The sequence below is a fragment of the Denitrificimonas halotolerans genome, from assembly GCF_034259425.1.
In the GTDB taxonomy this organism is placed as follows: Bacteria; Pseudomonadota; Gammaproteobacteria; order Pseudomonadales; family Pseudomonadaceae; genus Denitrificimonas; species Denitrificimonas halotolerans.
Genome location: NZ_JAXIVU010000009.1, coordinates 33,799 through 55,534, shown reverse-complemented (window position 1 = coordinate 55,534; position 21,736 = coordinate 33,799). Strand labels below are relative to the sequence as shown.

Genomic DNA, 21,736 nt, shown 5'->3' with positions numbered 1-21,736 from the left:
TTGAGTCTCACCTCTTGAATTTCAACGTTCACCGTTCGCGACATTAAGCATCATTTTGCTGATGCTTTAAACCACGAAAATCAAAAACACTATCGACGATAGCCAGTACCACTAAAAACGGATAAATCACCTGCGTAAACAAGATCAAACCTATATACAAACCAATCGACCAAAAACTGCCTGCGCGGTATTTAGCGATCAGCCCGTGTACAACGGCCAACCCTGTAAATAACAGCGGCACACTGCACACTGGCGTTAACACTGCAGCCTGTATCCCGAGGCTTGGCGCAAACAACATACCAAACACTAGGGGGAACACTATCACCGCAGGTAAGCGTAAGGCTTTAAACTCAAGCCCTAACCCACCAGGGTTATATAAAGCTGCTTGCCAATATCGTGCAAGCACCACACTGAGTACACATATGATTTGCAATACAGCAGCCATCAAACCAGTTAGTACTGGCACAATTAGACTACTTAACTGCAAATGCTGTTCAGCATTAAGCTGCTCATAAAGGTCTGGAAGAAGTTTAGGCATGAGCGTATTGAGCTCATTGGCCAACTCGCTAAGCGGTTGAGCAAATGCAACACCAAGCCCCCATGCAAAAACAGCTCCTAGCAAGAGACTTGCAAGCAAGACTTTTGCCCAAGACGCACTGCTACGCAACACTTGTGCCAATATTAATGCTCCAAGCAACCCCAATAAAGGACGAGGATCATCAAAGTAAGCCCAAACTATTGCAGGCAATAATGCCCAAACGATGACATTCAATGCATCATTCAAGCCGCGTCTTAATAACACTAAACTCGCAGCAGCAGCACCGAACCAAAACATCATTGGTACGGCCACGGCTAAGGCTGTCACTACAACAGCCTGCATGCGCCCACGCATTACAAACTCAGCGAGTATACGCATGCATTAACCTATCCATTTCACGGTACAGCCAAAGATCAATTATTGTGACTGTCGGTGTATGGCAGCAGAGCTAAAAAGCGCGCGCGTTTGATCGCGGTTGACAATTGACGCTGATATTTAGCTTTAGTACCAGTAATACGGCTTGGTACAATCTTGCCAGTTTCTGAAACATAAGCTTTCAGGGTGTTTAGATCTTTGTAATCGATCTCGGTAACACCTTCAGCAGTAAAACGGCAAAACTTACGGCGGCGGAAAAAACGTGCCATGGTAGTGGCTCCTCAATTAACTCAGGGATTACTCGTCGTCAGATTCGCTGTCACTATCGTCGTTACCGTCTTCTTCGGTACGCTCGGTAGTTTCAGGACGCTCACGACGCTCACGACGCTCGTTACGGTTCTCTTCAGCCTTTAACATTTCAGACTGTTCAGTAACCGCTTCATCGCGACGAATGATCAGGTTGCGCAGCACTGCATCGTTGTAGCGGAAGCTGTCTTCCAGCTCTGCTAAAGCTTTGCTACTGCACTCAACGTTGAGCAAAATGTAGTGAGCTTTATGGATATCATCAATTGGGTAAGCTAATTGACGACGACCCCAGTCTTCTTGACGATGAATTTGACCACCATCTTCTTCGATCAGTTTGGTATAACGCTCAACCATACCGCCGACTTGTTCGCTCTGATCCGGGTGGACCAAGAACACTATTTCGTAATGACGCATAGATGCTCCTTACGGGTTGTAGCCTGCCGCATTCAGCGGTCAGACAAGGAGTGGATAAAATTTACACAAACGTATCCCCAAAGAATACGCACAATGCAAGGTGCGGTATTCTAAAGAAGCTCACCCCACTAAGCAAGGCAAGTCTCAAAAAGCATGAGTTATTTTTGCAAACACCAACTTAGCCCTTGAGCAAACGTTGCCGTTGAGCTTCAAACAAGCAAACACCTGTTGCCACTGACACGTTCAAACTACTGACGCTACCCTGCATGGGTAGATGCACTAAAAAATCACAATGCTCGCGAGTTAAACGGCGCATGCCAGCCCCTTCCGCCCCCATCACAACTATAAGCGGCCCTTTCATATCTTGCTGATATAAACTCTGTTCAGCATCGCCCGCTGTGCCTACGACCCACAAGCCTTTCTGTCGCAGCTTCTCTAAAGCTCGTGCCAAGTTGGTCACTGCAACTAAAGGCACGACCTCCGCAGCACCACACGCCACTTTACGCACAGTAGCATTTAAGCTTGCCGATTTATCTTTCGGAATGATCACCGCATGCACACCTGCAGCATCAGCCGTGCGCAAACAGGCTCCTAAATTATGCGGATCAGTGACACCATCAAGCACTAGCAGCAAGGGCGGCTCAGCTAAACGATCCAACAATTCATCAAGCATAGCTTCACCCCATACTTGACTCGGACTGACTTTAGCTAGCACTCCCTGGTGAACACCATCAAGCTGCTCATCCATCTCACGACGACTCAGCGTACTGACAGGAATCCGAGCTTCCTCTGCCAGCTCCCGCAAAACCTGAACGCGAGGCTCACTGCGACCTTCAGCTAAAACCAAAGCTTTCACTCGCTTAGGGTGATGACGCAGCAATGACTCAACAGCATGAACACCATAAACATTTTCCAAATTACTCATAGTGCCCCGCTTTAGTGGATTTACTCACTACTTTACGCTTACGCGCTTTATTTTTCGGCTGTGCGCTCTTTTCTTCTTTAGATGATTTTTTCGCTGTTTTACCCACCGAAGATGCACGCTTGCCAGCGTTAACATCATCCGGATTCATTTCAAAATCAATCTTACGCTCATCTAAATCAACGCGAGCGACAATCACTTCCACTGTATCCCCTAGGCGGAAACTGCGACCACTGCGCTCACCAGTCAAACGATGATGTAAGGCATCAAACTGATAATAGTCACCTGGCAATGCAGTAACATGCACCAAGCCCTCGACGTAAATATCAATCAGCTCAACAAATAAGCCAAAACCAGTCACTGCGGTAATCACGCCAGGGAAGCTTTCGCCAACACGGCCCAGCATAAACTCACACTTAAGCCATGTCACAACGTCACGTGTAGCTTCATCAGCACGACGCTCTGTCAACGACACCTCTACACCAATCTCCTCAAGCTGTTGCAGCTCATATGGATAAATACGTGCCTTTGGCATACTACGTGCACCTACACGCTGCACGCGCTCAGTGTTTTTGCGCGATCGAATAATACTGCGCACCGCGCGATGATTCAGCAAATCCGCATAACGACGAATCGGCGATGTAAAGTGCGTATAAGCTTCGTAGTTCAAACCAAAATGCCCATGATTATCTGGGCTATACATAGCCTGACTCAACGAGCGCAGCATCACTGTTTGAATCAACTGAAAGTCTGGACGTTCACGCACCACTTCAAGCAGAGCTAAGTAATCTTTCGGAGTAGGATCACCCTTACCGCGATTCAGAGTCAAACCTAAGCTACTTAAAAAACCTCGTAATTTTTCTAATTTTTCTTCTGGGGGACCATCATGCACACGATACAAGCCAGGCAAGTCATGCTCTTCCAAAAACTCTGCCATGGCAACGTTGGCACACAACATACATTCTTCAATCAACTTGTGCGCATCATTACGCTCGGTCGGTAAAATTTCTGAAATTTTACGGTCTTCACCAAACACAATACGAGTTTCACGGGTTTCAAAATCAATTGCACCACGATTATGACGCTGCTTTTGTAACGCTTTATATACCGCATACAAATGCTTTACATGCGGCACAACTGCCGCATATTCAGCCATCGCTTCTTTACCTTCAGCACTACGCGGATGCTCAAGCATTGCACTTACCACATCATAGGTAAGTCGCGCATGAGAATTAATCACCGCTTCATAAAACTGATAACCGATCATCTTACCGTTACGGGCTAAAGCAATCTCACAAACCATAGCCAAACGATCAACGTTCGGATTAAGTGAGCACAGTCCATTAGATAACTCTTCTGGCAGCATTGGAATCACGCGCTCAGGAAAGTACACCGAATTACCACGCAATCGTGCTTCAGCATCTAATGCCGAATCTACTTTGACATAGTGCGACACATCAGCAATGGCAACATAAAGACGCCAGCCTTCAGCAACAATATCACCACTACTTCCTGTACGCGGCTCACAATACACTGCATCATCAAAGTCACGAGCATCAGCACCATCAATAGTGACAAAAGGCAACTCACGCAGATCTACTCGACGCTCTTTATCTTTCTCATCAACCTCAGGCTTTAGGCGACGCGCTTCCTTTAATGCTTCCGCAGGCCACTCATGGGGAATATCATAGTTACGCAGAGCAACCTCAATTTCCATGCCCGGCGCCATATACTCACCCAGCACTTCCACAATATTACCTTGAGCCTGGAAACGTCGCGTTGGCCAATGAGTAATCGCCACCTCAACCAGCTGTCCAACTTGCGCACCACCATTGCGACCCGGACTGATCAGCACTTCTTGCTGCATCTTCTTATTGTCCGGCAAAACGAAGCCAATACCATTTTCTTCGTTATAACGCCCCACAATAGTTTCATGAGCACGCACAACAACTTCAGCTATAGCACCTTCACGTCGGCCACGCTTATCAAAGCCAACCACCCGAGCCAAGGCTCGGTCACCATCAAATACCAAACGCATCTGAGTGGGACTTAAAAATAAGTCATCGCCACCATCATCAGGAATTAAAAAACCAAAGCCATCTCGGTGTCCGCTCACGCGTCCCACCACAAGATCTAGCTTATCTACCGGCGCATAAGCACCACGCCGGGTATAAACCACTTGCGCATCGCGCTCCATCGCTCTTAAACGACGACGTAATGCTTCTAAGTCTTCTTCTGAGCTTAGAGCGAACTCCGTTGCGAGCTGCTCACGAGTCGCAGGCGCGCCTCGTTCAGCCAAGTGCTGCAAGATCAGCTCTCGACTAGGGATTGGGTTGTCGTATTTTTCCGCTTCACGCGCGGCCTCTGGATCGAGGGATTGCCAATCGGCTACCAAATTGAATTCACCTTACATGTAAAAATAAATGGTGAAGCAAATCAATACTCACTTCACCGTATAGCGTGTCTAATTTAACAGATTTTTTAGCGTTTGGGGGTTTACAACTTCTTTTTTCAGTCGTATAGTTCGCCACCACAACGTTATATGAATAATGTTGTACCATGAATTCAGTACATTAAGTATCGTTTTTTATGCCCAGGTGGTGAAATTGGTAGACACGCTAGCTTCAGGTGCTAGTGGCCTTACGGCCGTGGAAGTTCGAGTCTTCTCCTGGGCACCATTTCTTTTCTATTACTACTCTCTTCTTTTATTCTGCACAGCGCCTACGTATTCAAGCAATACAGATCTAGCCCTCCCGTACAGCACATAGCTTTTTTTCACACGTACACCTTACCCAAGCTACAACCACTTAATGCTCTTGTTAAGCAAAAAAACTTCTCTGTTTTTACCAATACTCAAAGCTAACACATCACATTAACATCCTCCCCAACCTAAAGGACGGGGATTTCTACTGCTAGACGGCCCTGTCCGGCCGCGAGAATGTTGCGTGACGCATTGATATCGCGATCGTGGGTGACACCGCACTCGCTGCACGTCCATTCTCTTATTCCAAGTCCTGCGATACCTTTCGGCCTCGATTCGGGAAAATTGCCACAACTCGAACAGGTTTGGGTAGTGTATGCCTCGTCAACTTCCTTAAAAACAATGCCTGCGTGAGCGCATTTATAGTCCAGCATTGTTTTTAATTGACCCCAGCCAGCATCCAACACTGACTTGAAAGTACGAGGTCTTACGCGATTTTGATAATAAACATAAAGCTATAAATCATACCCCATAATAACTAGCACCATCATACTAAGACTATCTTTAAGACACTATATAACTATATATCTCAAACTTACTCACATCAAAAAATAAAACAAACCAACTAAATATTAAACTTAACCTCAGCAATCTATCCCACATAACCCCTAACCATTCCCCCCAAAAAAACTGAAAAACCCAAAGCCATAAACTTTAATTAAAACTTCAGCTGTTGTAAGATGCGCATCTTGTTAACAAGCAGAACTATTAATTTAAGACCACACCTAAGTAAACAATCTAAAATCACTACAGCGCGGCGCAATCGATCAGTTTATACAAGACCATCAAAAAAACTTTATAGAAAATTTTAGAAACTAAAAAGTTCATTTAAACCAAATAAAACCAACAACACCTACCTATAAATCACTTTTCTTATTACCATATGAATCTTCTTTCTTTTGAATTTATAATTTTTTTTGTTACTTTCTTATTTATTTATTGGTTACCCTTTTTACCAAGCCTAGCCCGCAATCAATTATTAATTGCTGCTAGCTATACACTCATAGCTCTCTTTAGTTTACAATTCGCTTTGATTTTACTTGGCTACAGTTTATTTATTTATGCACTAGCAAACTATGGCGATCGTCTTTTAACGAAAAAACAAATCTACCTACTCTTAGCCAGCGTGATTTTCAGTTTATTTATTATTTTCAAATACTATGCTTTTTTCCAAGAATCGATACAAATAGCATTTTCTAAAATTGGATGGCAGATTGACTTGCCTCTTTTAAACCTACTATTGCCAATAGGCCTGTCTTACTACAGCTTCCACTCTGTTAGCTATGTGGTATCAGTGCAACGCCAAGAACTACCTAAAGCACGCCTTACTGAAGTTATACTATATTTATGCTTTTTCCCTAGCATTATCGCTGGTCCTATTAACCGCGCCACGCTATTCATACCACAAATCCAAAACAGTCAGCGTGCTCTATTAGAGCCCAAGCGCGCTTTATTTTTAATTACATTAGCCTTGCTTAAATTGTTTCTTTTCAGTGCTTGGCTTGCCGAAAACATGGTTGACCCTGTCTTTAATGACCCTAGCGGCTATAGTTCTGAACAAAACTTAATTGCTATGTATGCTTATGCATGGAATATCTATTTCAACTTTTCTGGCTACACCGATTTAGTTACAGGTATCGCTTTATTTTTAGGCTTTCGCTTACCGATTAACTTTAACGCACCTTATCTGGCAAGCAATCTAAAAGAATTTTGGACACGTTGGCACATTAGCCTGTCCAGTTTTATTCGTGACTATATATACATTCCACTCGGTGGAGGTCGTAAAGGTTGGATACGAACTCAAGTCAACGTCTTACTGGCCATGACAATTTCAGGACTTTGGCATGGTGCCGCTACAACCTTTATAATTTGGGGTGCCCTCCATGGACTTGGTGTCATTTTTCTCAACATCATGGACCTAGTCCTGCCTAAAGCTAAACACCGTTTTGGCTTCACCGCATTTATTCGACGCAATTTAGCGCGTTTTATTTGCTTTCATTTTGTTTGTTTTGCATGGATATTTTTCCGCAGTAATAGCTTTGACAACGCCCTCTTAATGCTGCAACAAATCAGCACCTTACACTTTCCAACTGCTGCAGCGCACTATGCCACTCCGTTATTAGCCACAGCATTACTGTATTTTTTCTACCCTCTGCTCGTTAGTTTCACACATCATATAGAAACGCACAGCGGACAATTCAAATGGTTCAGTTATCCGATCATGCTTACCATTATTCTCAGCCTCGCTTTCAGTCTAGCCCCCGACGGAATGCCAAACTTTATTTACGCAAATTTTTAAAATGATGTATAACTTAAAAAGACTCTTGCTCAGCTGCTACGTTGTATTCAGCACAGGTACATTATTGGTCTGGCTTCATCAAAACTCCCTAGAAAACTTTTGGCAGCAAAGCTATCACAGCCCACCGCCTTGGCAATCAATGCAGTCAATCGAAGCTTGGCAGGCCGGTAGCCGCGTACATCATGCACTCGCTAGCGCAGCACAAGTTTTTTGGCAGAAAATGCAAGGACAAACCATAACTGCAACTGAAACCACTGTTTTGCCCTCCAGCGCAACTACAAGCTCACTTAACGAAAGTGATGCATCCTGTAGCTGCTCAGCTGTAGCAAACATCCCGGAAGATCAGATCGTCGAAACAGAGCCTGCTACTGCACCAGATATCATCCAACCCAAAGAGTACGCACAACTCAAAGAAGGAGACCGTGTCTTCTTCGCTGGAGACTCAATGATGCAAGGCGTAGCCCCCCATCTTGCAGTGCGCTTGCGCCGCGAGTACGGCATATCAAGTATTGATCTAAGTAAACAAAGCACTGGGCTCGCTTATCCCCGAGCATTCAACTGGCCAGAGACCATTCGCACCACCCTAACCAAACATCCCGACATTAAATTATTAATTGTATTTTTAGGACCGAACGACCCTTGGGACATGCCAGCCAGTAAAGGTGGAAAATACCTTCGTTTTGCCAGCACTGAATGGGAAGCTCTATATCGAGAGCGCATACGCACCATCATTCAAGATGCGCAAGCACACCAGGTTGATATCATTTGGGTCAGCCCTCCACATATGCGCCGTAAAAGCTTGTCCAATAAAGTGAGTTACCTAAGTCAGCTTTATGAGTCTGAAGTACGAGATGCTGGAGAGGTTTTTCTCTCTGGAAATCAAGTCTTTAGGTATACAGAAGACACCTACTCTGACTATATGGGAGACCAAAGCATCAAACAAAAAATGCGTACAGGCGATGGTATTCATTTCACAGTTACTGGGCAGCGCACATTAGCTAATGCTGTATTTGATCTTATTACCTTTACACCCACACAGGCCAACTATGACTAAAAAACTGGCGCCAGAAAAAAAGTCCTGCCGTTGTTTGTGCGTTGTAAGCAAAAGCTATTTGACAGGTATCGCATTATTCTTATCGCTACCTTTTATCAGTAGCTGTTGTCAGCCCACTAAAACACACAAGCAGAGCATCACTGTTGCAATAAACAAATCACAGCAACGGCAGCAACCCCTACAACAACAGGCGCAACACTTAAAATCGAGCAACAGTAACCTGTTCGACTTTGGTGAGTTCAGGCTTATCAACCTGCTACAAAACCCTGCGGATAATGCCCACATCCTACAACTAGGCGACTCACATACTGCTGCCGACTTTTTTACCGGTGCGTTACGCGATCAAATCCAACAACGCTATGGTAATGCAGGCCCAGGTTGGTTACCCCCCGCTTGGATTCGTGGGCAACGCAGTGCCACCCTGAAGCTCGATACAGCTCATGCAAAAAACTGGCAACTCATTAGCAGCCGACTCGCTGAACATAACAACTTCCCGCTCGGAGGTTTTTTATTGCAACCACTCAAAAAAGGCGGACAATTGCGACTCAGTCAATACAGCAACGATGTTCGCTTCTTTAACGTGCGCATGCTCTATCAAAGCCCTAAAGAAGTGGCAATCAGCCTCAATCAACGGACTGTAATGCTAGCGCCGCAAGCTGATTGGCAATGGAGTCCTGCACAGTCAGTACAGCTGCCTTTAAACTTGGAAGTGCATGATCAACACTTTCCTCAACTGGGCGGTTGGTTTGTCGATAATGGCCGCCCTGGTATATTATTCAGCAGCTTAGGGATCAATGGTGCAACCATCAACATGCTCGATAAATGGGGAAGCAACTGGCACAGCGCCTTACAAGCATTACACCCCGATTTAGTTATTTTGGCTTACGGCACTAACGAAGCCTTTAATAATGAACTTAATACGGATCTATATTATCAAGATTTAACTCGCCATGTACGCCAGCTACGCGAAAAACAGCCGCAAACTGCCTTGCTCATAATTGGCACACCCGATGCCATTAAACAACCACTAGCTCGCAACTGCCAAGCACAACGCCCAATACAACTGACTAAAGTACAGGCAATACAACGCCAAGTCGCTCAAGAGCAACAGACATTATATTGGGATTGGCAAGCCATGATGGGCGGGGCTTGCAGCTTTACTACATGGCAAGCCAAGGGTTTAGCACAAAAAGATGGCGTACACTTTACTTCTGAAGGGTATAAACTCAGCGCTCAGGCACTCTATCAAGACCTTCAGCAACTCCTAACTGACCTTACACAAAGCAACCTTAAGCAATAGTTTTTTCTGTTCGAGCTTTACAAAGTACTGACGGCGTACGCCTTGTACGCTGTCATCTTTCCCTTTCGCCCTGTCAAAATACTGCTTGCATAACGACCTGCGCAAGCATGAAGAAGACAGTAATAGTTGCTGCCATCGACAAAGCTACGGCAGCTTGATAGCGGCCGCTACGCCTAGACTCCAACTTCAAGAGCAAAACAACAAAACTCACCACAAACAAAACAGGCATATACGGCATGATGAAAGGCAAGATGTCAGGGCTCACAAGTTGTGCAACATAACTAGGTACAGACGCTAAGGCAAAAACAATTCCAGATACCCCCCCCACTTGTAACATTGTTATAAATGGATGAGTAATCCGCGCATCTTGCCTATTGGCTGCTCGCTTGAGCAATACTCCACCTACTACAACAAGATAAATTAATGTTGCTAGTGCTAGTAAGGCTGTTTTGAAGGACACGCTTAACATCTAGATTCCTTATAAAGTCTTAATTCGCTATCATCGCAGGCTACTGCAACGCTAGCTTCTAAACTAAAATAATCATGCTCAATCTTAACGCTAGCATAGATCATACCACTCAATTAACTCAACGCTTGCCAAATCAAGCGCAACGCTAAAGCAGTCAAAAGCCAGTTAAAAATCATACCAAAATGCTGATCTGTAGTTTTGTACAATACCGCTAAACCAAGCTTAGTACCGAGCAGACCCGCCAAAATCATCAGTAACGCTAAGCCCAACCACTCATAAAAAACAAAACCTGCGGCAGTGTACACCAATGTCTTAGGAGCATGCTGCAACGTCATTGTCGCAGCAAAAGTTGCCACTGTAGCCTGCCGTTGCTCTTGCTGTTGGCGCTTAATGAATGCAGCAACCAGTGGTCCTGTAGCTCCTACAAAATGACTGATAAAAGTAGTACAGATCGCAGCGATAAAGGTGCCCAAAGCTCCTGTTGCCACTGCTGGTATTCCCGGCCCCCAGCACAGCAACAAAATAAAGCCTGCAATACTCAACTGCAACACCACTGTAGGAAGCTCTACCAATAATAAACTAGCCAATAAAGCCCCTAATACCACTCCCGGAGCAAACCATGCCACCACTCGCCAACGAATATGCGCAGCTGTTAATGCCGCTCGGTTTGCATTGGAGCCTAGCTGTACCAAACCATGCAAAGGAATAATAGCAGCTGCTGGCAGTATCATACTCATAACCGCCAACAACAAAACACCCCCACCAATCCCGAAAGCAGCCGTCATAGCCGAAGTTAAACCGGCTGTAGCAATTAAAACTAGTACTGCCCATATGGACAAATCAGATGGAACAAACCACTCTATCAACACATCCATGAGCTCACCTTAACAACAATTGACATCCTTCCTGGCCTAAAGGACGGGAATTCCTACTGTTAGACGGCCATGCCCGACCGCGAGAATGTTCCGTGCCGCACTAACATCGCGATCGTGGGTGACACCACATCCACTGCACATCCATTCTCTTATTCCAAGTCCTGCGATACCTTTCGGCCTCGGCTCGGGCAAACAGCCACAACTCGAACAGGTTTGGGTGAAGTCTTACGCGATCTTGATAAATACATGGTTGACATACAACACCCACCATAGACAAACAAAAAAAGCCGCACAAGGCGGCTTTTTTACTCATAACAGCTTAAGCTTGCTCTGCTTTGGCTTTAGCAACATCTTTAATCGACAGCTTGATACGGCCACGATTATCAACATCCATCACCAGAACATCAACCATTTCACCCTCAGTCAAAACGTCGGTTACCTTCTCAACACGCTCATCGCTCAGCATTGAGATATGCACTAAACCATCTTTACCTGGCAAAATGTTAACAAACGCACCAAAATCAACAATACGCTCAACCTTACCGTTATAGATCTTACCAATCTCGGCTTCCGCCGTAATGCTTTCAACGCGCACACGTGCAGCTTCAGCTGCTTCACGTGTAGTGCCGAAGATTTTAATGGAGCCATCATCTTCAATATCAATCGACGCATCCGTTTCTTCACAAATGGCACGAATGGTTGCACCACCCTTACCAATCACATCACGGATCTTATCTGAATCAATTTTCATTGAAATCATTGTCGGCGCATTCTCTGACAACTCTGTGCGAGAAGTCGCTAACACCTGATTCATCTGCTCAAGAATAGTTTGACGTGCGACATGTGCTTGGTTTAACGCAAGCTCCATGATTTCTTCCGTGATTCCTTCGATTTTAATGTCCATTTGCAGCGCAGTCACACCATTAGCAGTACCTGCTACTTTAAAGTCCATATCACCGAGATGGTCTTCATCACCTAAAATATCAGTCAAAATGGCAAATTTTTCACCCTCTTTAACCAAACCCATAGCTATACCAGCAACCGGCGCTTTCATCGGAACACCAGCATCCATCAGGGCCAATGAAGCACCGCAAACAGATGCCATAGAACTGGAGCCATTTGACTCAGTGATTTCTGAAACCACACGGATGGTATACGGGAACTCATCTGCATCTGGCAGCATCGCTGCAACACTACGACGTGCCAAGCGACCGTGACCAATTTCACGACGACCAGTAGCACCCATACGGCCGCACTCACCCACAGAATATGGTGGGAAATTGTAGTGCAACATAAATGGATCGCGTTTTTCGCCTTCTAAAGTATCAAGCAACTGTGCATCGCGGGCCGTACCTAATGTTGTTGCAACCAAGGCTTGTGTTTCACCCCGAGTAAATAAAGCAGAGCCGTGGACCTTATCCAATACACCCACCTCAATGGACAATGGACGTACTGTTTGTGTATCACGACCATCAATACGCGGCTTACCGTTAACAATATTCTCACGTACAGTACGGTACTCAAGCTCACCGAATGCGTCTTTCACTTCGCTAGCGGTTGGACCCTCACCTTCCACTTCACTTGCTAGTGCAGCAACAGCTTGCTCGCGTACTTCATCCAAACGTGCATAGCGATCTTGCTTGATGATAATACCGTAAGCTTCGGAGATAGCAGCACCAAACTGATCGCGTAGCGTGTTCAACAACTCCGTATTCTCAGCTTTTGGCGTCCACTCCCAACGCGGCTTACCTGCTTCAGCAGCAAGTTCAGTAATGGCGTCAACCACAACTTGGAATTCTTCGTGAGCAAAAAGGACCGCGCCTAGCATTTGGTCTTCGGTCAATTCCTGAGCTTCAGACTCAACCATCAATACAGCGTCTTTCGTACCTGCTACCACCATATCTAAGCAAGATGCTTCTTGTTGCTCATAGGTAGGGTTGAGCAGGTAGCCCGTCTCAGGGTGAAAACCAACTCGTGCAGCACCCACTGGACCATTAAACGGAATACCTGAAATTGCTAAAGCAGCAGAGGTACCAATCATTGCTGCAATATCTGGGTCCGTTTTTTTACTTGTCGAGACGACCGTACAAATGACCTGAACCTCGTTGCTGAAACCTTCTGGGAACAGCGGACGAATTGGTCGGTCAATCAGACGCGAAGTCAATGTTTCTTTTTCAGATGGACGCGCTTCACGCTTAAAGAAACCGCCTGGAATTTTACCTGCAGCATAAGTTTTTTCTTGGTAATGCACAGATAATGGGAAAAAGTCTTTGCTTGGATCTGCTTTTTTAGCTCCGACAACTGTACACAGTACAGAAACGTCATTATTTACGCTAACTAATACAGCACCGCATGCTTGACGAGCAATGCGACCTGTTTCTAATGTAATGGTGGAGTCACCAAATTGAAACGTTTTAATAACCGGATTCACGGTATCTTCCTTCTCTAATGTTACCTTGGGGAAATCAGCAAGAGCTTGGGTATCGGCCCAACGGACTCCTGAAAAAACGAAAAGCTGGAAGCCCAAAGCACTGCGCAAATCACTTCACGCTTAGCACTCCAGACTTCCAGCTTCACGTTGCAGCTTACGTCTTAACGACGTAGACCCAGACGACCAATCAAAGTCGCATAACGGCCAAGATCTTTACCTTTCAGGTAGTCCAACAACTTACGACGTTGGTTAACCATACGGATCAAACCACGACGTGAGTGGTGATCTTTAACGTTAGCTTTGAAGTGACCTTGCAGCTTGTTGATGTTATGGGTCAAAAGTGCAACTTGCACTTCTGGAGAACCTGTATCACCTTCAGACTGCTTGTAGTCGTTGATAATCTGGATTTTTTCTTCGTTGCTTAGTGCCATGATGGGCTCCTAGTTTGGACAGGCCGGGAGTTTTCCCGTGCAAAAGATAGAGGTATGACCGTGCCTGCCAACAGCCTACCTGTTTAATGTTTTCAAGGCGCACACCTAGCACGCCAGAAAACAGACTTATTGTGACCGAATTAGGCGCCTTGGTGCAACCATTCCATCATCATTCATTTCACCCACACCGATAAACTCATCGTTATGGTTGTAAACCCGCACCATCCCTTCCAACGGAGCCTTCTGCGCGCGTACCGGTTGACCATTGAGCCAAAAAAAACTGCTATGTTCTGTCAAATACACAATTGGCCAATCTTGTAAACCACTGTCCACAGGAATCATACAGGCATCCAGTGCTTCAGCTCCGCCCTCTTCATGCAGACGCTCAAGTTCTTCTAGCGTGACCGCATGAGTTAAATCAAAAGGGCCAGCCTCAGTTCGACGCAATTGCGCCACGTGCGCACCGCAGCCAAGAGCAGCACCAATATCCTCAACCAGACTACGAATATAGGTACCTTTAGAGCAACCCACCACAATTCTTGCCTGATCACCCTCACAAGATAGCAATTCTAAATGACTGATGGTCACCTGACGTGCCGGTCGCTCAACTGTAATACCTGCACGTGCCAACTTATATAAAGGTTGCCCATCTTTTTTTAATGCTGAGTACATTGGCGGTACTTGCTCAATCTCACCGCGAAATTGTGGTAAAACCGCTTCAATATCAGCAGAGCTAACATTTACAGGTTTAGTTTCCAACACTTCACCTTCAGCATCAGCAGTATTAGTGGTCACTCCTAGCTGCATGGTGGCCTCATAGACCTTATCGGCATCAAGCAAGTAGCGGGAGAACTTGGTGGCTTCACCAAAGCACAATGGCAGAACACCGGTCGCTAATGGATCTAGACTACCGGTATGCCCACCTTTATCAGCATTAAGCAACCAGCGCACCTTTTGCAAAGCACCATTTGAGCTAAAGCCATAGGGCTTATCAAAAACAATGATTCCGCTCACACTGCGGCGCTTACGTTTAACTTGCTGTACCACGCCTTACTCTCCGTCAGACTCTGTCTTACCTTTATCTTGTGTCACTGCTTTTTCAATCAGCGCTGACAAGTATGCACCACGGGTAATACTTTCATCATAGTGGAAATGCAATGCTGGCACACTACGTAGCTTCATTGCCTTACCAAGTAACATACGCAAATAGCCCGCTGCATCATTTAAAACACTGAGGTTATCTTTAATCATTTCAGGTGAATTATCACCCATCACTGTTACAAAAATTTTGGCATGACCTATATCACGACTAACATCCACACCAGTCACTGTAATAAAGCCTAAGCGTGGATCTTTTACTTCGCGCGGGATCATCGTCGCCAACTCGCGCTGAATCTGATCACCAATGCGTTGGGTACGGCTGTATTGTTTCGCCATAACATTCACCTTGCGCTGCTCATGCAGCTTTGTTCTGTTCCATATAAGCAGCAAACGGCAAGTCCAACTGACTGGTTTTGACCGAGCCAATTGCACTTGCCGTTGCCTATACGACTATGAATTACAGAGTACGTGCGACTTGGATCTTCTCAAATACTTCGATCTGATCACCCACTTTCACGTCATTGTAACTCTTCACACCAATACCGCATTCCATACCGGCACGCACTTCGCCGACATCGTCTTTAAAACGGCGTAAAGATTCAAGCTCACCCTCAAAGATCACTACATCATCACGCAGAACACGAATTGGGCGGTTACGTAAAACAACACCTTCAGTCACCATGCAACCAGCAATTGCACCCAACTTAGGCGAACGGAATACGTCACGAACTTCAGCAATACCTACGATCTTCTCACGAACATCAGTTCCTAACAGACCGGACAATGCTTTCTTAACGTCTTCAATAATATCGTAAATGATATTGTAGTAACGCATATCGAGACCTTCTTGCTCAACGATTTTACGCGCACCAGCATCAGCACGCACGTTGAAACCAAAGATCACCGCATTCGAGGCCAGAGCTAAGTTGGCATCACTTTCGTTAATACCACCTACACCACCAGCAACCACGCATACTTCAACTTCATCATTACCTAAATCTTCTAATGAACCGCGTAACGCTTCCAACGTACCGCGCACATCAGTTTTGATAACGATATTAAGTGTTTTCTTCTCTTCTTGCCCCATGCTCTCGAAGATATTTTCAAGCTTACCTGCATGTGCACGCGCTAGCTTAACTTCACGGAATTTACCCTGGCGGAATAATGCAATTTCACGCGCCTTACGCTCATCCACAACAACTGTCGCTTCATCACCCGCTTCAGGCGTACCGTCAAGACCTAAGATTTCAACTGGAATCGAAGGTCCAGCCTCCTGAATCGCCTTACCGTTTTCGTCCATCATCGCGCGCACACGGCCGAAATTCACACCCGCTAGCACCATATCACCCTGACGCAACGTACCATTCTGCACCAACACAGAAGCAACCGGACCACGACCTTTATCCAGTCGAGATTCAATCACTACACCACGACCTGGCGCTGATGGTGTTGCGCTGAGCTCAAGAACTTCCGCCTGCAACAAGACTGACTCAAGCAACTCATCAATACCTGTACCCACTTTCGCAGACACATGGACAAACTGGGTGTCACCGCCCCACTCCTCAGGAATCACATCATGCGCAGCTAAATCATTTTTAATGCGATCTGGGTCTGCTTCAGGCTTGTCTATCTTGTTTACAGCAACAATTAAAGGTACACCAGCCGCTTTAGCATGCTCAATACCCTCGATGGTTTGTGGCATCACGCCATCATCAGCAGCCACCACTAGAATAACAATATCCGTTGCTTGAGCACCACGTGCACGCATAGCAGTAAAAGCGGCGTGACCTGGGGTATCCAAGAAAGTGATCATTCCACCTTCAGTTTTAACATGGTAAGCACCAATGTGCTGAGTAATACCACCGGCTTCACCTGTGGCAACTTTAGCGCGACGAATATAGTCAAGCAGCGAAGTTTTACCATGGTCAACGTGCCCCATTACAGTGACGACAGGCGCACGATGGAATGATTCACCATCAACCACTAAAGATTCAGCAAACTCTTCTTCAATGATGTTATCGCTAACACGGCTCACTCGGTGACCCATATCTTCAGCAATTAATACCGCAGTATCTTGATCCAGCACTTGGTTAATAGTTACTGGTGAACCCAGTTTAAACATGTACTTAACAACTTCGACGCCTTTAACAGACATCTGCGCCGCTAGTTCAGCAACAGTGATAGTTTCACCAATTTGTACATCACGTACAATCGGGCCTGCGGGGCTATGAAAACCGTGCTCATTATTGCGCTTTTTAGCCTTACCACCACGATTGCGACCACCACGGCGGGACAACTGCTCATCATCATCACCACGCTTACCTTTCGCGCCCACACGAGATGCTCCTTTGCGCTCACGACGCTCATCATCTTCGCCACGCTTAGCAGGTGCTTTTTTGCGCTCTGGTGCAGGTTTAACCACTTCATCCACAACAGGCAAAGTAATGTCAACTGGTGGTAAGCTTGCTTCTTCAGCAACCGGCTTAGCTTTAGGCTTAGCTTTAGGCTCAACCTTAGACTCAACTGGCTTTTCAGCAGCAGACTCAGCCTTCTTCACAGCGGGTGCTGGCTGTGCTTTTGCTTGCGCAGCTTCCTTCGCTTTTTTCTCTGCCTGTAATTTCGCGAGATCTTTTTGCTTTTCAGCTTCAATCTCTTCAGCGCTACGTTTTACATAAGTTTTCTTTTTTCGTACCTCAACGCTGATAGTTTTACTACCAGGGGTACGCAAGGTTGTTGTCGTTTTACGTTGCAAAGTAATCTTCTTCGATTTATCAGCTTTAGGGCTGCTACCTTTCTCTAAAAAGGTTAAAAGCTTTTGTTTTTCGTTTTCTGTAACTTTTTGATCTGCACTTGTATGTGCTAAACCGGCTTCTTTCATTTGTTGCAGTAGACTATCTACTGGTGTGTTGACTACTTTAGCCAGTTCTTTAACTGTGACTTGCGTCATGAACTTCTCTCCTCAAGCCGCAATGTGCTTATTCAAACCAGTGGGCGCGGGCGGCCATGATCAGCTTGCCGGCACGATCTTCATTCATGCCTTCGATTTCGAGCAAGTCATCAATTGACTGCTCTGCTAGGTCTTCGCGGCTGAGCACTCCGCGGTCAGCCAGCTCAACAGCCAGCTCTTTACTCATACCCGTTAAGTCGAGCAAGTCTTGTGCCGGCTGGATATCAGCTAGCTTTTCTTCTGTTGCAATTGCACGAGTCAATAAACAGTTTTTCGCACGGGTACGTAACTCATTAACGATTTCTTCATCAAAACCTTCGATGTTTAACATTTCTTCCATAGGTACATAAGCAACTTCATCTAAACTTGTGAAGCCCTCATCAACCAGTACCTGGGCCAAATCCTCATCAACTTCTAGGTCTCTGACAAAGAGCTGTAGTAGATCACCGGTCTCTTCTTGTTGACGCGCCTGAATATCTTCATGGCTCATCACATTCAATGTCCAGCCGGTCAATTGCGAAGCTAGGCGTACATTCTGACCGCCTCGACCAATGGCTTGCGCCAAATTTTCTTCTGCAACTGCAATATCCATCGTATGTGTATCTTCATCCACAATGATGGCCACAACTTCAGCCGGTGACATTGCGCTGATCACAAACTGTGCTGGATTCTCATCCCACAATACGATATCAACACGCTCACCGCCTAACTCACTCGATACCGCCTGAACACGCGAGCCGCGCATACCAATACAAGCACCTTGTGGATCAATGCGCTTATCTTTAGAACGCACTGCTATTTTAGCGCGCGAACCTGGATCTCGAGCTGCCGCCATAATTTCAATTAAGCCTTCAGAGATTTCTGGAACTTCAATATTGAATAATTCCATAATCATTTCTGGGGCTGTACGTGATAAGATCAGCTGCGGACCACGGTTCTCTGTACGAATTTCCTGCAACAGCGCACGCACTCGCGCACCCACACGAAAAGTTTCGCGAGGAATAATATCTTCACGCGCTAAAATTGCTTCAGCATTGTTGCCTAAATCAACAATGATATTGTCACGGGTAACCTTTTTAACCGTACCAAAAATAACCTCACCAAGTTTGCTACGATACGCTTCTACAATCTGCGCACGCTCAGCTTCACGCACCTTCTGTACAATCACTTGCTTAGCTGTTTGCGCCGCAATGCGTCCAAACTCAATAGAATCAATTCTTTCTTCGATAACATCGCCAACGCTTGGGTTTTCCACGCGCTTTTCGGCCATATCAATAGTCAACTGGTGCGCTGGATCATCAAAGTCTTCTTCTTCGATAACAGTCCAACGACGGAAAGTTTCATATTCGCCCGTTTGACGATCAATCGTCACGCGTAAATCCACTTCATCTTCGTAATTTTTTTTCGTCGCGGTGGCTAACGCCAACTCCAGCGCTTCAAAAATCAACGCTGGCGGAACACCCTTTTCATTAGAAACTGATTCAACAACCAGTAAAATATCTTTGCTCATCGCATGCCTCGCCTTTCGCAAACTGTAGAAGTCGCGGGGAACCGTTATTATTCAAAAGTCGGGAGTATGTTCGCCTTTTCGATCAGATCGATAGGCAACAGGTACTCATACTCGTCCACCTGAACAACCACATCCTGATCTTCTACTGAGCGAAGCAACCCTTGGTAATTGCGGCGCTCTTCAATAGGAGAACGCAGCTTAATTTTCACCTGCTCACCAACGTAACGAGCAAACTGCTCTAACGTAAAAAGCTGGCGATCCACGCCGGGGGATGAAACCTCCAACGTGTATTCAGAACTGATTGGATCTTCAACATCCATTACAGCACTGAGTTGACGGCTGACTTTTTCACAGTCATCAATCAAGATTCCATCCTCATGGTCAATATAGACGCGCAACACCGAGTGACGACCCTGGGAGATAAACTCTATACCCCAGCACTCGTATCCCAGCGCTTCAACAACTGGCGTCAACATGTCCTGCAACTGCTCCAGCTTGCTCGTCATCCGACCTCCAATGCATGCTGTAAAAATGAAAAATGGGCTTAACGCCCATCCAAAAAAGTACAAACTATCTGTTAGACCTAATAAAAAGCCCCTAACAAGGGGCTCTTAGAGCAAGGTGCTGGCGTTCAATTGCACCCCACAAAAACTATAATGCTTAAGACTAAGGACTAATAGTACAGCCCTACTGCATTACAGTCAAGCAAGCAGAAACAAGACGACCCGCTATACAGCAGGTCGTTTTGTTATATGGTGCCGAGGAGGGGACTCGAACCCCTACAGCCTATGGCCACTACCACCTCAAGGTAGCGTGTCTACCAATTCCACCACCTCGGCAAAACATTTTTAATCGACTACAGGCACATCACTACTTTCTGAAGTCTTCGTATCCACCTGAGGAATATCTTCTAACACAGGAAGATCTTGTACTGGCACTTCTAATACCGCTGGATCTGGCAAACCTAACTCCGAAATCTTGTTTGCACGATCCTTAGCATAAAACGCCAATCCCAAACTGGTTGCAAAGAATACCGCAGCTAAAACTGCTGTCAAGCGACTTAAAAAATTACTTGAACCTTGCGAACCAAATACAGTTCCTGATGCACCTGAACCAAACGACGCACCGGCATCTGCACCCTTACCCTGCTGAATCAGGACAAAGCCCACCACACCTATCGCAACGACCAAGTGCACAATGATTATAACTGTTTCCAGCATTCTAGTTTCCCGCAGCGCGACAAATCGCACTAAATTCTTTTGCGTTGAGGGAGGCGCCGCCTACTAGCCCCCCATCGATATCTGCTTGAGCAAATAGCTCCGCAGCATTAGCGGCTTTAACACTGCCGCCATATAAAATTCTTAATTCTTTAGCGACTTCTGCGCTGTATTTTGCCACATGTTCACGTATTTGTGCATGTATTTCTTGCGCCTGCTCCGGAGTTGCCGTCAAGCCAGTACCTATCGCCCATACGGGCTCATAAGCAACAACAGCATGCACCAAAGACTCTACACCCAACTCAACCAATACCGCATCAACTTGACGCTGAACAACTGCAACCGCGTTACCAGCTTCTCGTTCAGCAAGCGTCTCCCCCACACATAACACAGGGATCAATCCTGCCGCCTGCGCTGCACTAAACTTTCGGCATATTACACTATCAGTTTCTTCTTGCAACTGTCTGCGTTCAGAATGCCCAACAAGCACCATTGAACATTCAATATCTTTCAGCTGCAAAGCTGAAGTCTCGCCAGTTAAAGCGCCCTCTTCTAGCTGCACCGCACAATCTTGCGCACCAACAGCTATCGAGCTATCAGCCAGCTGTGCAATAACAGTTTGCAAATGCACTAAGCCAGGGAAAACCGCCACCTCTACATTTTCAGGTAGTCGTTCATCAACCAACTCAGAAAGCAATTGCTTAATGCTGGTACAGCTACCATGCATTTTCCAATTACCAGCAACCAATGGGCGACGCATGTCGAACCTCTTCGCTCAAAGTGGGC

The 21,736-nt window shown here is 45.9% G+C and carries 19 protein-coding genes, 2 tRNA genes and 2 pseudogenes; 4 read left to right on the top strand and 19 right to left on the bottom strand.

Translation table 11 applies throughout. The features are described 5' to 3' along the window. Nucleotides 1-43 precede the first annotated feature (43 nt). From TOI97_RS07975 to rnr, 5 genes and pseudogenes are all read right to left on the bottom strand, one after another. On the bottom strand, nucleotides 44-916 hold the full coding sequence (locus TOI97_RS07975) for a YybS family protein (protein ID WP_321553592.1): 873 nt from the start codon (nucleotides 914-916) through the stop codon (nucleotides 44-46). 35 nt (nucleotides 917-951) lie between these two features. Continuing rightward, nucleotides 952-1,182, bottom strand: a complete 231-nt coding sequence (gene rpsR, locus TOI97_RS07970; protein ID WP_321553591.1) for a 30S ribosomal protein S18 — start codon at nucleotides 1,180-1,182, stop codon at nucleotides 952-954. Nucleotides 1,183-1,210: 28 nt separating this feature from the next. Then, nucleotides 1,211-1,633, bottom strand: coding sequence for a 30S ribosomal protein S6 (rpsF, locus tag TOI97_RS07965; RefSeq protein WP_321553590.1), 423 nt, complete (start codon nucleotides 1,631-1,633; stop codon nucleotides 1,211-1,213). Nucleotides 1,634-1,811: 178 nt separating this feature from the next. After that, nucleotides 1,812-2,558: a 23S rRNA (guanosine(2251)-2'-O)-methyltransferase RlmB gene (gene rlmB / locus TOI97_RS07960; protein ID WP_321553589.1), complete on the bottom strand. Its 747-nt coding sequence runs from the start codon at nucleotides 2,556-2,558 to the stop codon at nucleotides 1,812-1,814. Nucleotides 2,559-2,703: 145 nt separating this feature from the next. After that, a pseudogene (rnr, locus tag TOI97_RS07955) lies at nucleotides 2,704-4,950 on the bottom strand (ribonuclease R); the annotation flags it as partial. Between the two features lie 196 nt (nucleotides 4,951-5,146). Here rnr and TOI97_RS07950 point away from each other — a divergent pair. Further along, nucleotides 5,147-5,233 (top strand) — tRNA-Leu (locus TOI97_RS07950). 211 nt (nucleotides 5,234-5,444) lie between these two features. Here the strand turns inward: TOI97_RS07950 and TOI97_RS07945 are convergent. Next, nucleotides 5,445-5,723 (bottom strand): RNA-guided endonuclease InsQ/TnpB family protein, encoded by a 279-nt coding sequence (locus TOI97_RS07945; protein ID WP_321553588.1) that lies wholly within the window; start codon nucleotides 5,721-5,723, stop codon nucleotides 5,445-5,447. 476 nt (nucleotides 5,724-6,199) lie between these two features. Here TOI97_RS07945 and TOI97_RS07940 point away from each other — a divergent pair, with 476 nt between their 5' ends. The 3 genes from TOI97_RS07940 (at nucleotide 6,200) to TOI97_RS07930 (ending at nucleotide 9,969) form a co-directional block, all read left to right on the top strand. Next, nucleotides 6,200-7,615, top strand: coding sequence for an MBOAT family O-acyltransferase (locus tag TOI97_RS07940; RefSeq protein ID WP_321553587.1), 1,416 nt, complete (start codon nucleotides 6,200-6,202; stop codon nucleotides 7,613-7,615). A 139-nt stretch (nucleotides 7,616-7,754) separates the two neighbouring features. Then, complete coding sequence (locus tag TOI97_RS07935) at nucleotides 7,755-8,669, top strand: SGNH/GDSL hydrolase family protein (protein WP_321553586.1); 915 nt, start codon at nucleotides 7,755-7,757, stop codon at nucleotides 8,667-8,669. After that, on the top strand, nucleotides 8,662-9,969 hold the full coding sequence (locus tag TOI97_RS07930) for an SGNH/GDSL hydrolase family protein (RefSeq protein ID WP_321553585.1): 1,308 nt from the start codon (nucleotides 8,662-8,664) through the stop codon (nucleotides 9,967-9,969). Before TOI97_RS07935 ends, TOI97_RS07930 begins: the two co-directional genes overlap by 8 nt. A gap of 73 nt (nucleotides 9,970-10,042) precedes the next feature. Here TOI97_RS07930 and TOI97_RS07925 read toward each other — a convergent pair whose 3' ends face one another. The 13 genes and pseudogenes from TOI97_RS07925 to tpiA all read right to left on the bottom strand — a co-directional run bounded on the left by TOI97_RS07925 (nucleotide 10,043) and on the right by tpiA (nucleotide 21,710). Beyond that, nucleotides 10,043-10,438, bottom strand: a complete 396-nt coding sequence (locus TOI97_RS07925) for a hypothetical protein (RefSeq protein ID WP_321553584.1) — start codon at nucleotides 10,436-10,438, stop codon at nucleotides 10,043-10,045. Between the two features lie 113 nt (nucleotides 10,439-10,551). After that, nucleotides 10,552-11,313 carry a sulfite exporter TauE/SafE family protein gene (locus TOI97_RS07920; protein ID WP_321553583.1) on the bottom strand — a complete coding sequence of 254 codons (762 nt, stop codon included), beginning with the start codon at nucleotides 11,311-11,313 and terminating at the stop codon, nucleotides 10,552-10,554. 36 nt (nucleotides 11,314-11,349) lie between these two features. After that, nucleotides 11,350-11,520, bottom strand: a pseudogene (locus TOI97_RS07915) (zinc ribbon domain-containing protein); the annotation flags it as partial. A 112-nt stretch (nucleotides 11,521-11,632) separates the two neighbouring features. Continuing rightward, a complete protein-coding gene (gene pnp / locus TOI97_RS07910) occupies nucleotides 11,633-13,744 on the bottom strand; it encodes a polyribonucleotide nucleotidyltransferase (protein WP_321553582.1) in 2,112 nt (703 codons plus the stop codon). A 161-nt stretch (nucleotides 13,745-13,905) separates the two neighbouring features. Next, a complete protein-coding gene (gene rpsO, locus TOI97_RS07905) occupies nucleotides 13,906-14,175 on the bottom strand; it encodes a 30S ribosomal protein S15 (protein ID WP_321553581.1) in 270 nt (89 codons plus the stop codon). A gap of 126 nt (nucleotides 14,176-14,301) precedes the next feature. Next, nucleotides 14,302-15,222, bottom strand: coding sequence for a tRNA pseudouridine(55) synthase TruB (gene truB / locus TOI97_RS07900; protein WP_321553580.1), 921 nt, complete (start codon nucleotides 15,220-15,222; stop codon nucleotides 14,302-14,304). Nucleotides 15,223-15,225: 3 nt separating this feature from the next. Further along, on the bottom strand, nucleotides 15,226-15,612 hold the full coding sequence (rbfA, locus tag TOI97_RS07895) for a 30S ribosome-binding factor RbfA (RefSeq protein WP_321553579.1): 387 nt from the start codon (nucleotides 15,610-15,612) through the stop codon (nucleotides 15,226-15,228). A gap of 121 nt (nucleotides 15,613-15,733) precedes the next feature. Continuing rightward, nucleotides 15,734-18,223 carry a translation initiation factor IF-2 gene (infB, locus tag TOI97_RS07890; RefSeq protein WP_321553578.1) on the bottom strand — a complete coding sequence of 830 codons (2,490 nt, stop codon included), beginning with the start codon at nucleotides 18,221-18,223 and terminating at the stop codon, nucleotides 15,734-15,736. A 28-nt stretch (nucleotides 18,224-18,251) separates the two neighbouring features. Then, nucleotides 18,252-19,733, bottom strand: a complete 1,482-nt coding sequence (gene nusA, locus TOI97_RS07885; RefSeq protein ID WP_321553577.1) for a transcription termination factor NusA — start codon at nucleotides 19,731-19,733, stop codon at nucleotides 18,252-18,254. A 47-nt stretch (nucleotides 19,734-19,780) separates the two neighbouring features. Then, the gene (gene rimP, locus TOI97_RS07880; protein WP_321553576.1) at nucleotides 19,781-20,239 is read right to left on the bottom strand and encodes a ribosome maturation factor RimP; all 459 of its coding nucleotides are present in this window, start codon (nucleotides 20,237-20,239) and stop codon (nucleotides 19,781-19,783) included. A 247-nt stretch (nucleotides 20,240-20,486) separates the two neighbouring features. Further along, nucleotides 20,487-20,572: transfer RNA gene (locus TOI97_RS07875), tRNA-Leu, on the bottom strand. Nucleotides 20,573-20,581: 9 nt separating this feature from the next. Further along, nucleotides 20,582-20,953, bottom strand: coding sequence for a preprotein translocase subunit SecG (gene secG / locus TOI97_RS07870; RefSeq protein WP_321553575.1), 372 nt, complete (start codon nucleotides 20,951-20,953; stop codon nucleotides 20,582-20,584). 1 nt (nucleotide 20,954) lies between these two features. Continuing rightward, nucleotides 20,955-21,710, bottom strand: coding sequence for a triose-phosphate isomerase (gene tpiA, locus TOI97_RS07865; protein WP_321553574.1), 756 nt, complete (start codon nucleotides 21,708-21,710; stop codon nucleotides 20,955-20,957). Between the last annotated feature and the right edge of the window lie 26 nt (nucleotides 21,711-21,736).

Excerpts from the sequence above, each read along its gene's own strand:
- TOI97_RS07975 (WP_321553592.1), bottom strand. The coding sequence starts at position 916 with ATGCGTATACTCGCTGAGTTTGTAATGCGTGGGCGCATGCAGGCTGTT.
- rpsR (WP_321553591.1), bottom strand. The coding sequence starts at position 1,182 with ATGGCACGTTTTTTCCGCCGCCGTAAGTTTTGCCGTTTTACTGCTGAA.
- rpsF (WP_321553590.1), bottom strand. The coding sequence starts at position 1,633 with ATGCGTCATTACGAAATAGTGTTCTTGGTCCACCCGGATCAGAGCGAA.
- rlmB (WP_321553589.1), bottom strand. The coding sequence starts at position 2,558 with ATGAGTAATTTGGAAAATGTTTATGGTGTTCATGCTGTTGAGTCATTG.
- TOI97_RS07940 (WP_321553587.1), top strand. The coding sequence starts at position 6,200 with ATGAATCTTCTTTCTTTTGAATTTATAATTTTTTTTGTTACTTTCTTA.
- TOI97_RS07935 (WP_321553586.1), top strand. The coding sequence starts at position 7,755 with ATGCAGTCAATCGAAGCTTGGCAGGCCGGTAGCCGCGTACATCATGCA.
- TOI97_RS07930 (WP_321553585.1), top strand. The coding sequence starts at position 8,662 with ATGACTAAAAAACTGGCGCCAGAAAAAAAGTCCTGCCGTTGTTTGTGC.
- TOI97_RS07925 (WP_321553584.1), bottom strand. The coding sequence starts at position 10,438 with ATGTTAAGCGTGTCCTTCAAAACAGCCTTACTAGCACTAGCAACATTA.
- TOI97_RS07920 (WP_321553583.1), bottom strand. The coding sequence starts at position 11,313 with ATGGATGTGTTGATAGAGTGGTTTGTTCCATCTGATTTGTCCATATGG.
- rpsO (WP_321553581.1), bottom strand. The coding sequence starts at position 14,175 with ATGGCACTAAGCAACGAAGAAAAAATCCAGATTATCAACGACTACAAG.
- rbfA (WP_321553579.1), bottom strand. The coding sequence starts at position 15,612 with ATGGCGAAACAATACAGCCGTACCCAACGCATTGGTGATCAGATTCAG.
- infB (WP_321553578.1), bottom strand. The coding sequence starts at position 18,223 with ATGACGCAAGTCACAGTTAAAGAACTGGCTAAAGTAGTCAACACACCA.
- nusA (WP_321553577.1), bottom strand. The coding sequence starts at position 19,733 with ATGAGCAAAGATATTTTACTGGTTGTTGAATCAGTTTCTAATGAAAAG.
- rimP (WP_321553576.1), bottom strand. The coding sequence starts at position 20,239 with ATGACGAGCAAGCTGGAGCAGTTGCAGGACATGTTGACGCCAGTTGTT.
- secG (WP_321553575.1), bottom strand. The coding sequence starts at position 20,953 with ATGCTGGAAACAGTTATAATCATTGTGCACTTGGTCGTTGCGATAGGT.
- tpiA (WP_321553574.1), bottom strand. The coding sequence starts at position 21,710 with ATGCGTCGCCCATTGGTTGCTGGTAATTGGAAAATGCATGGTAGCTGT.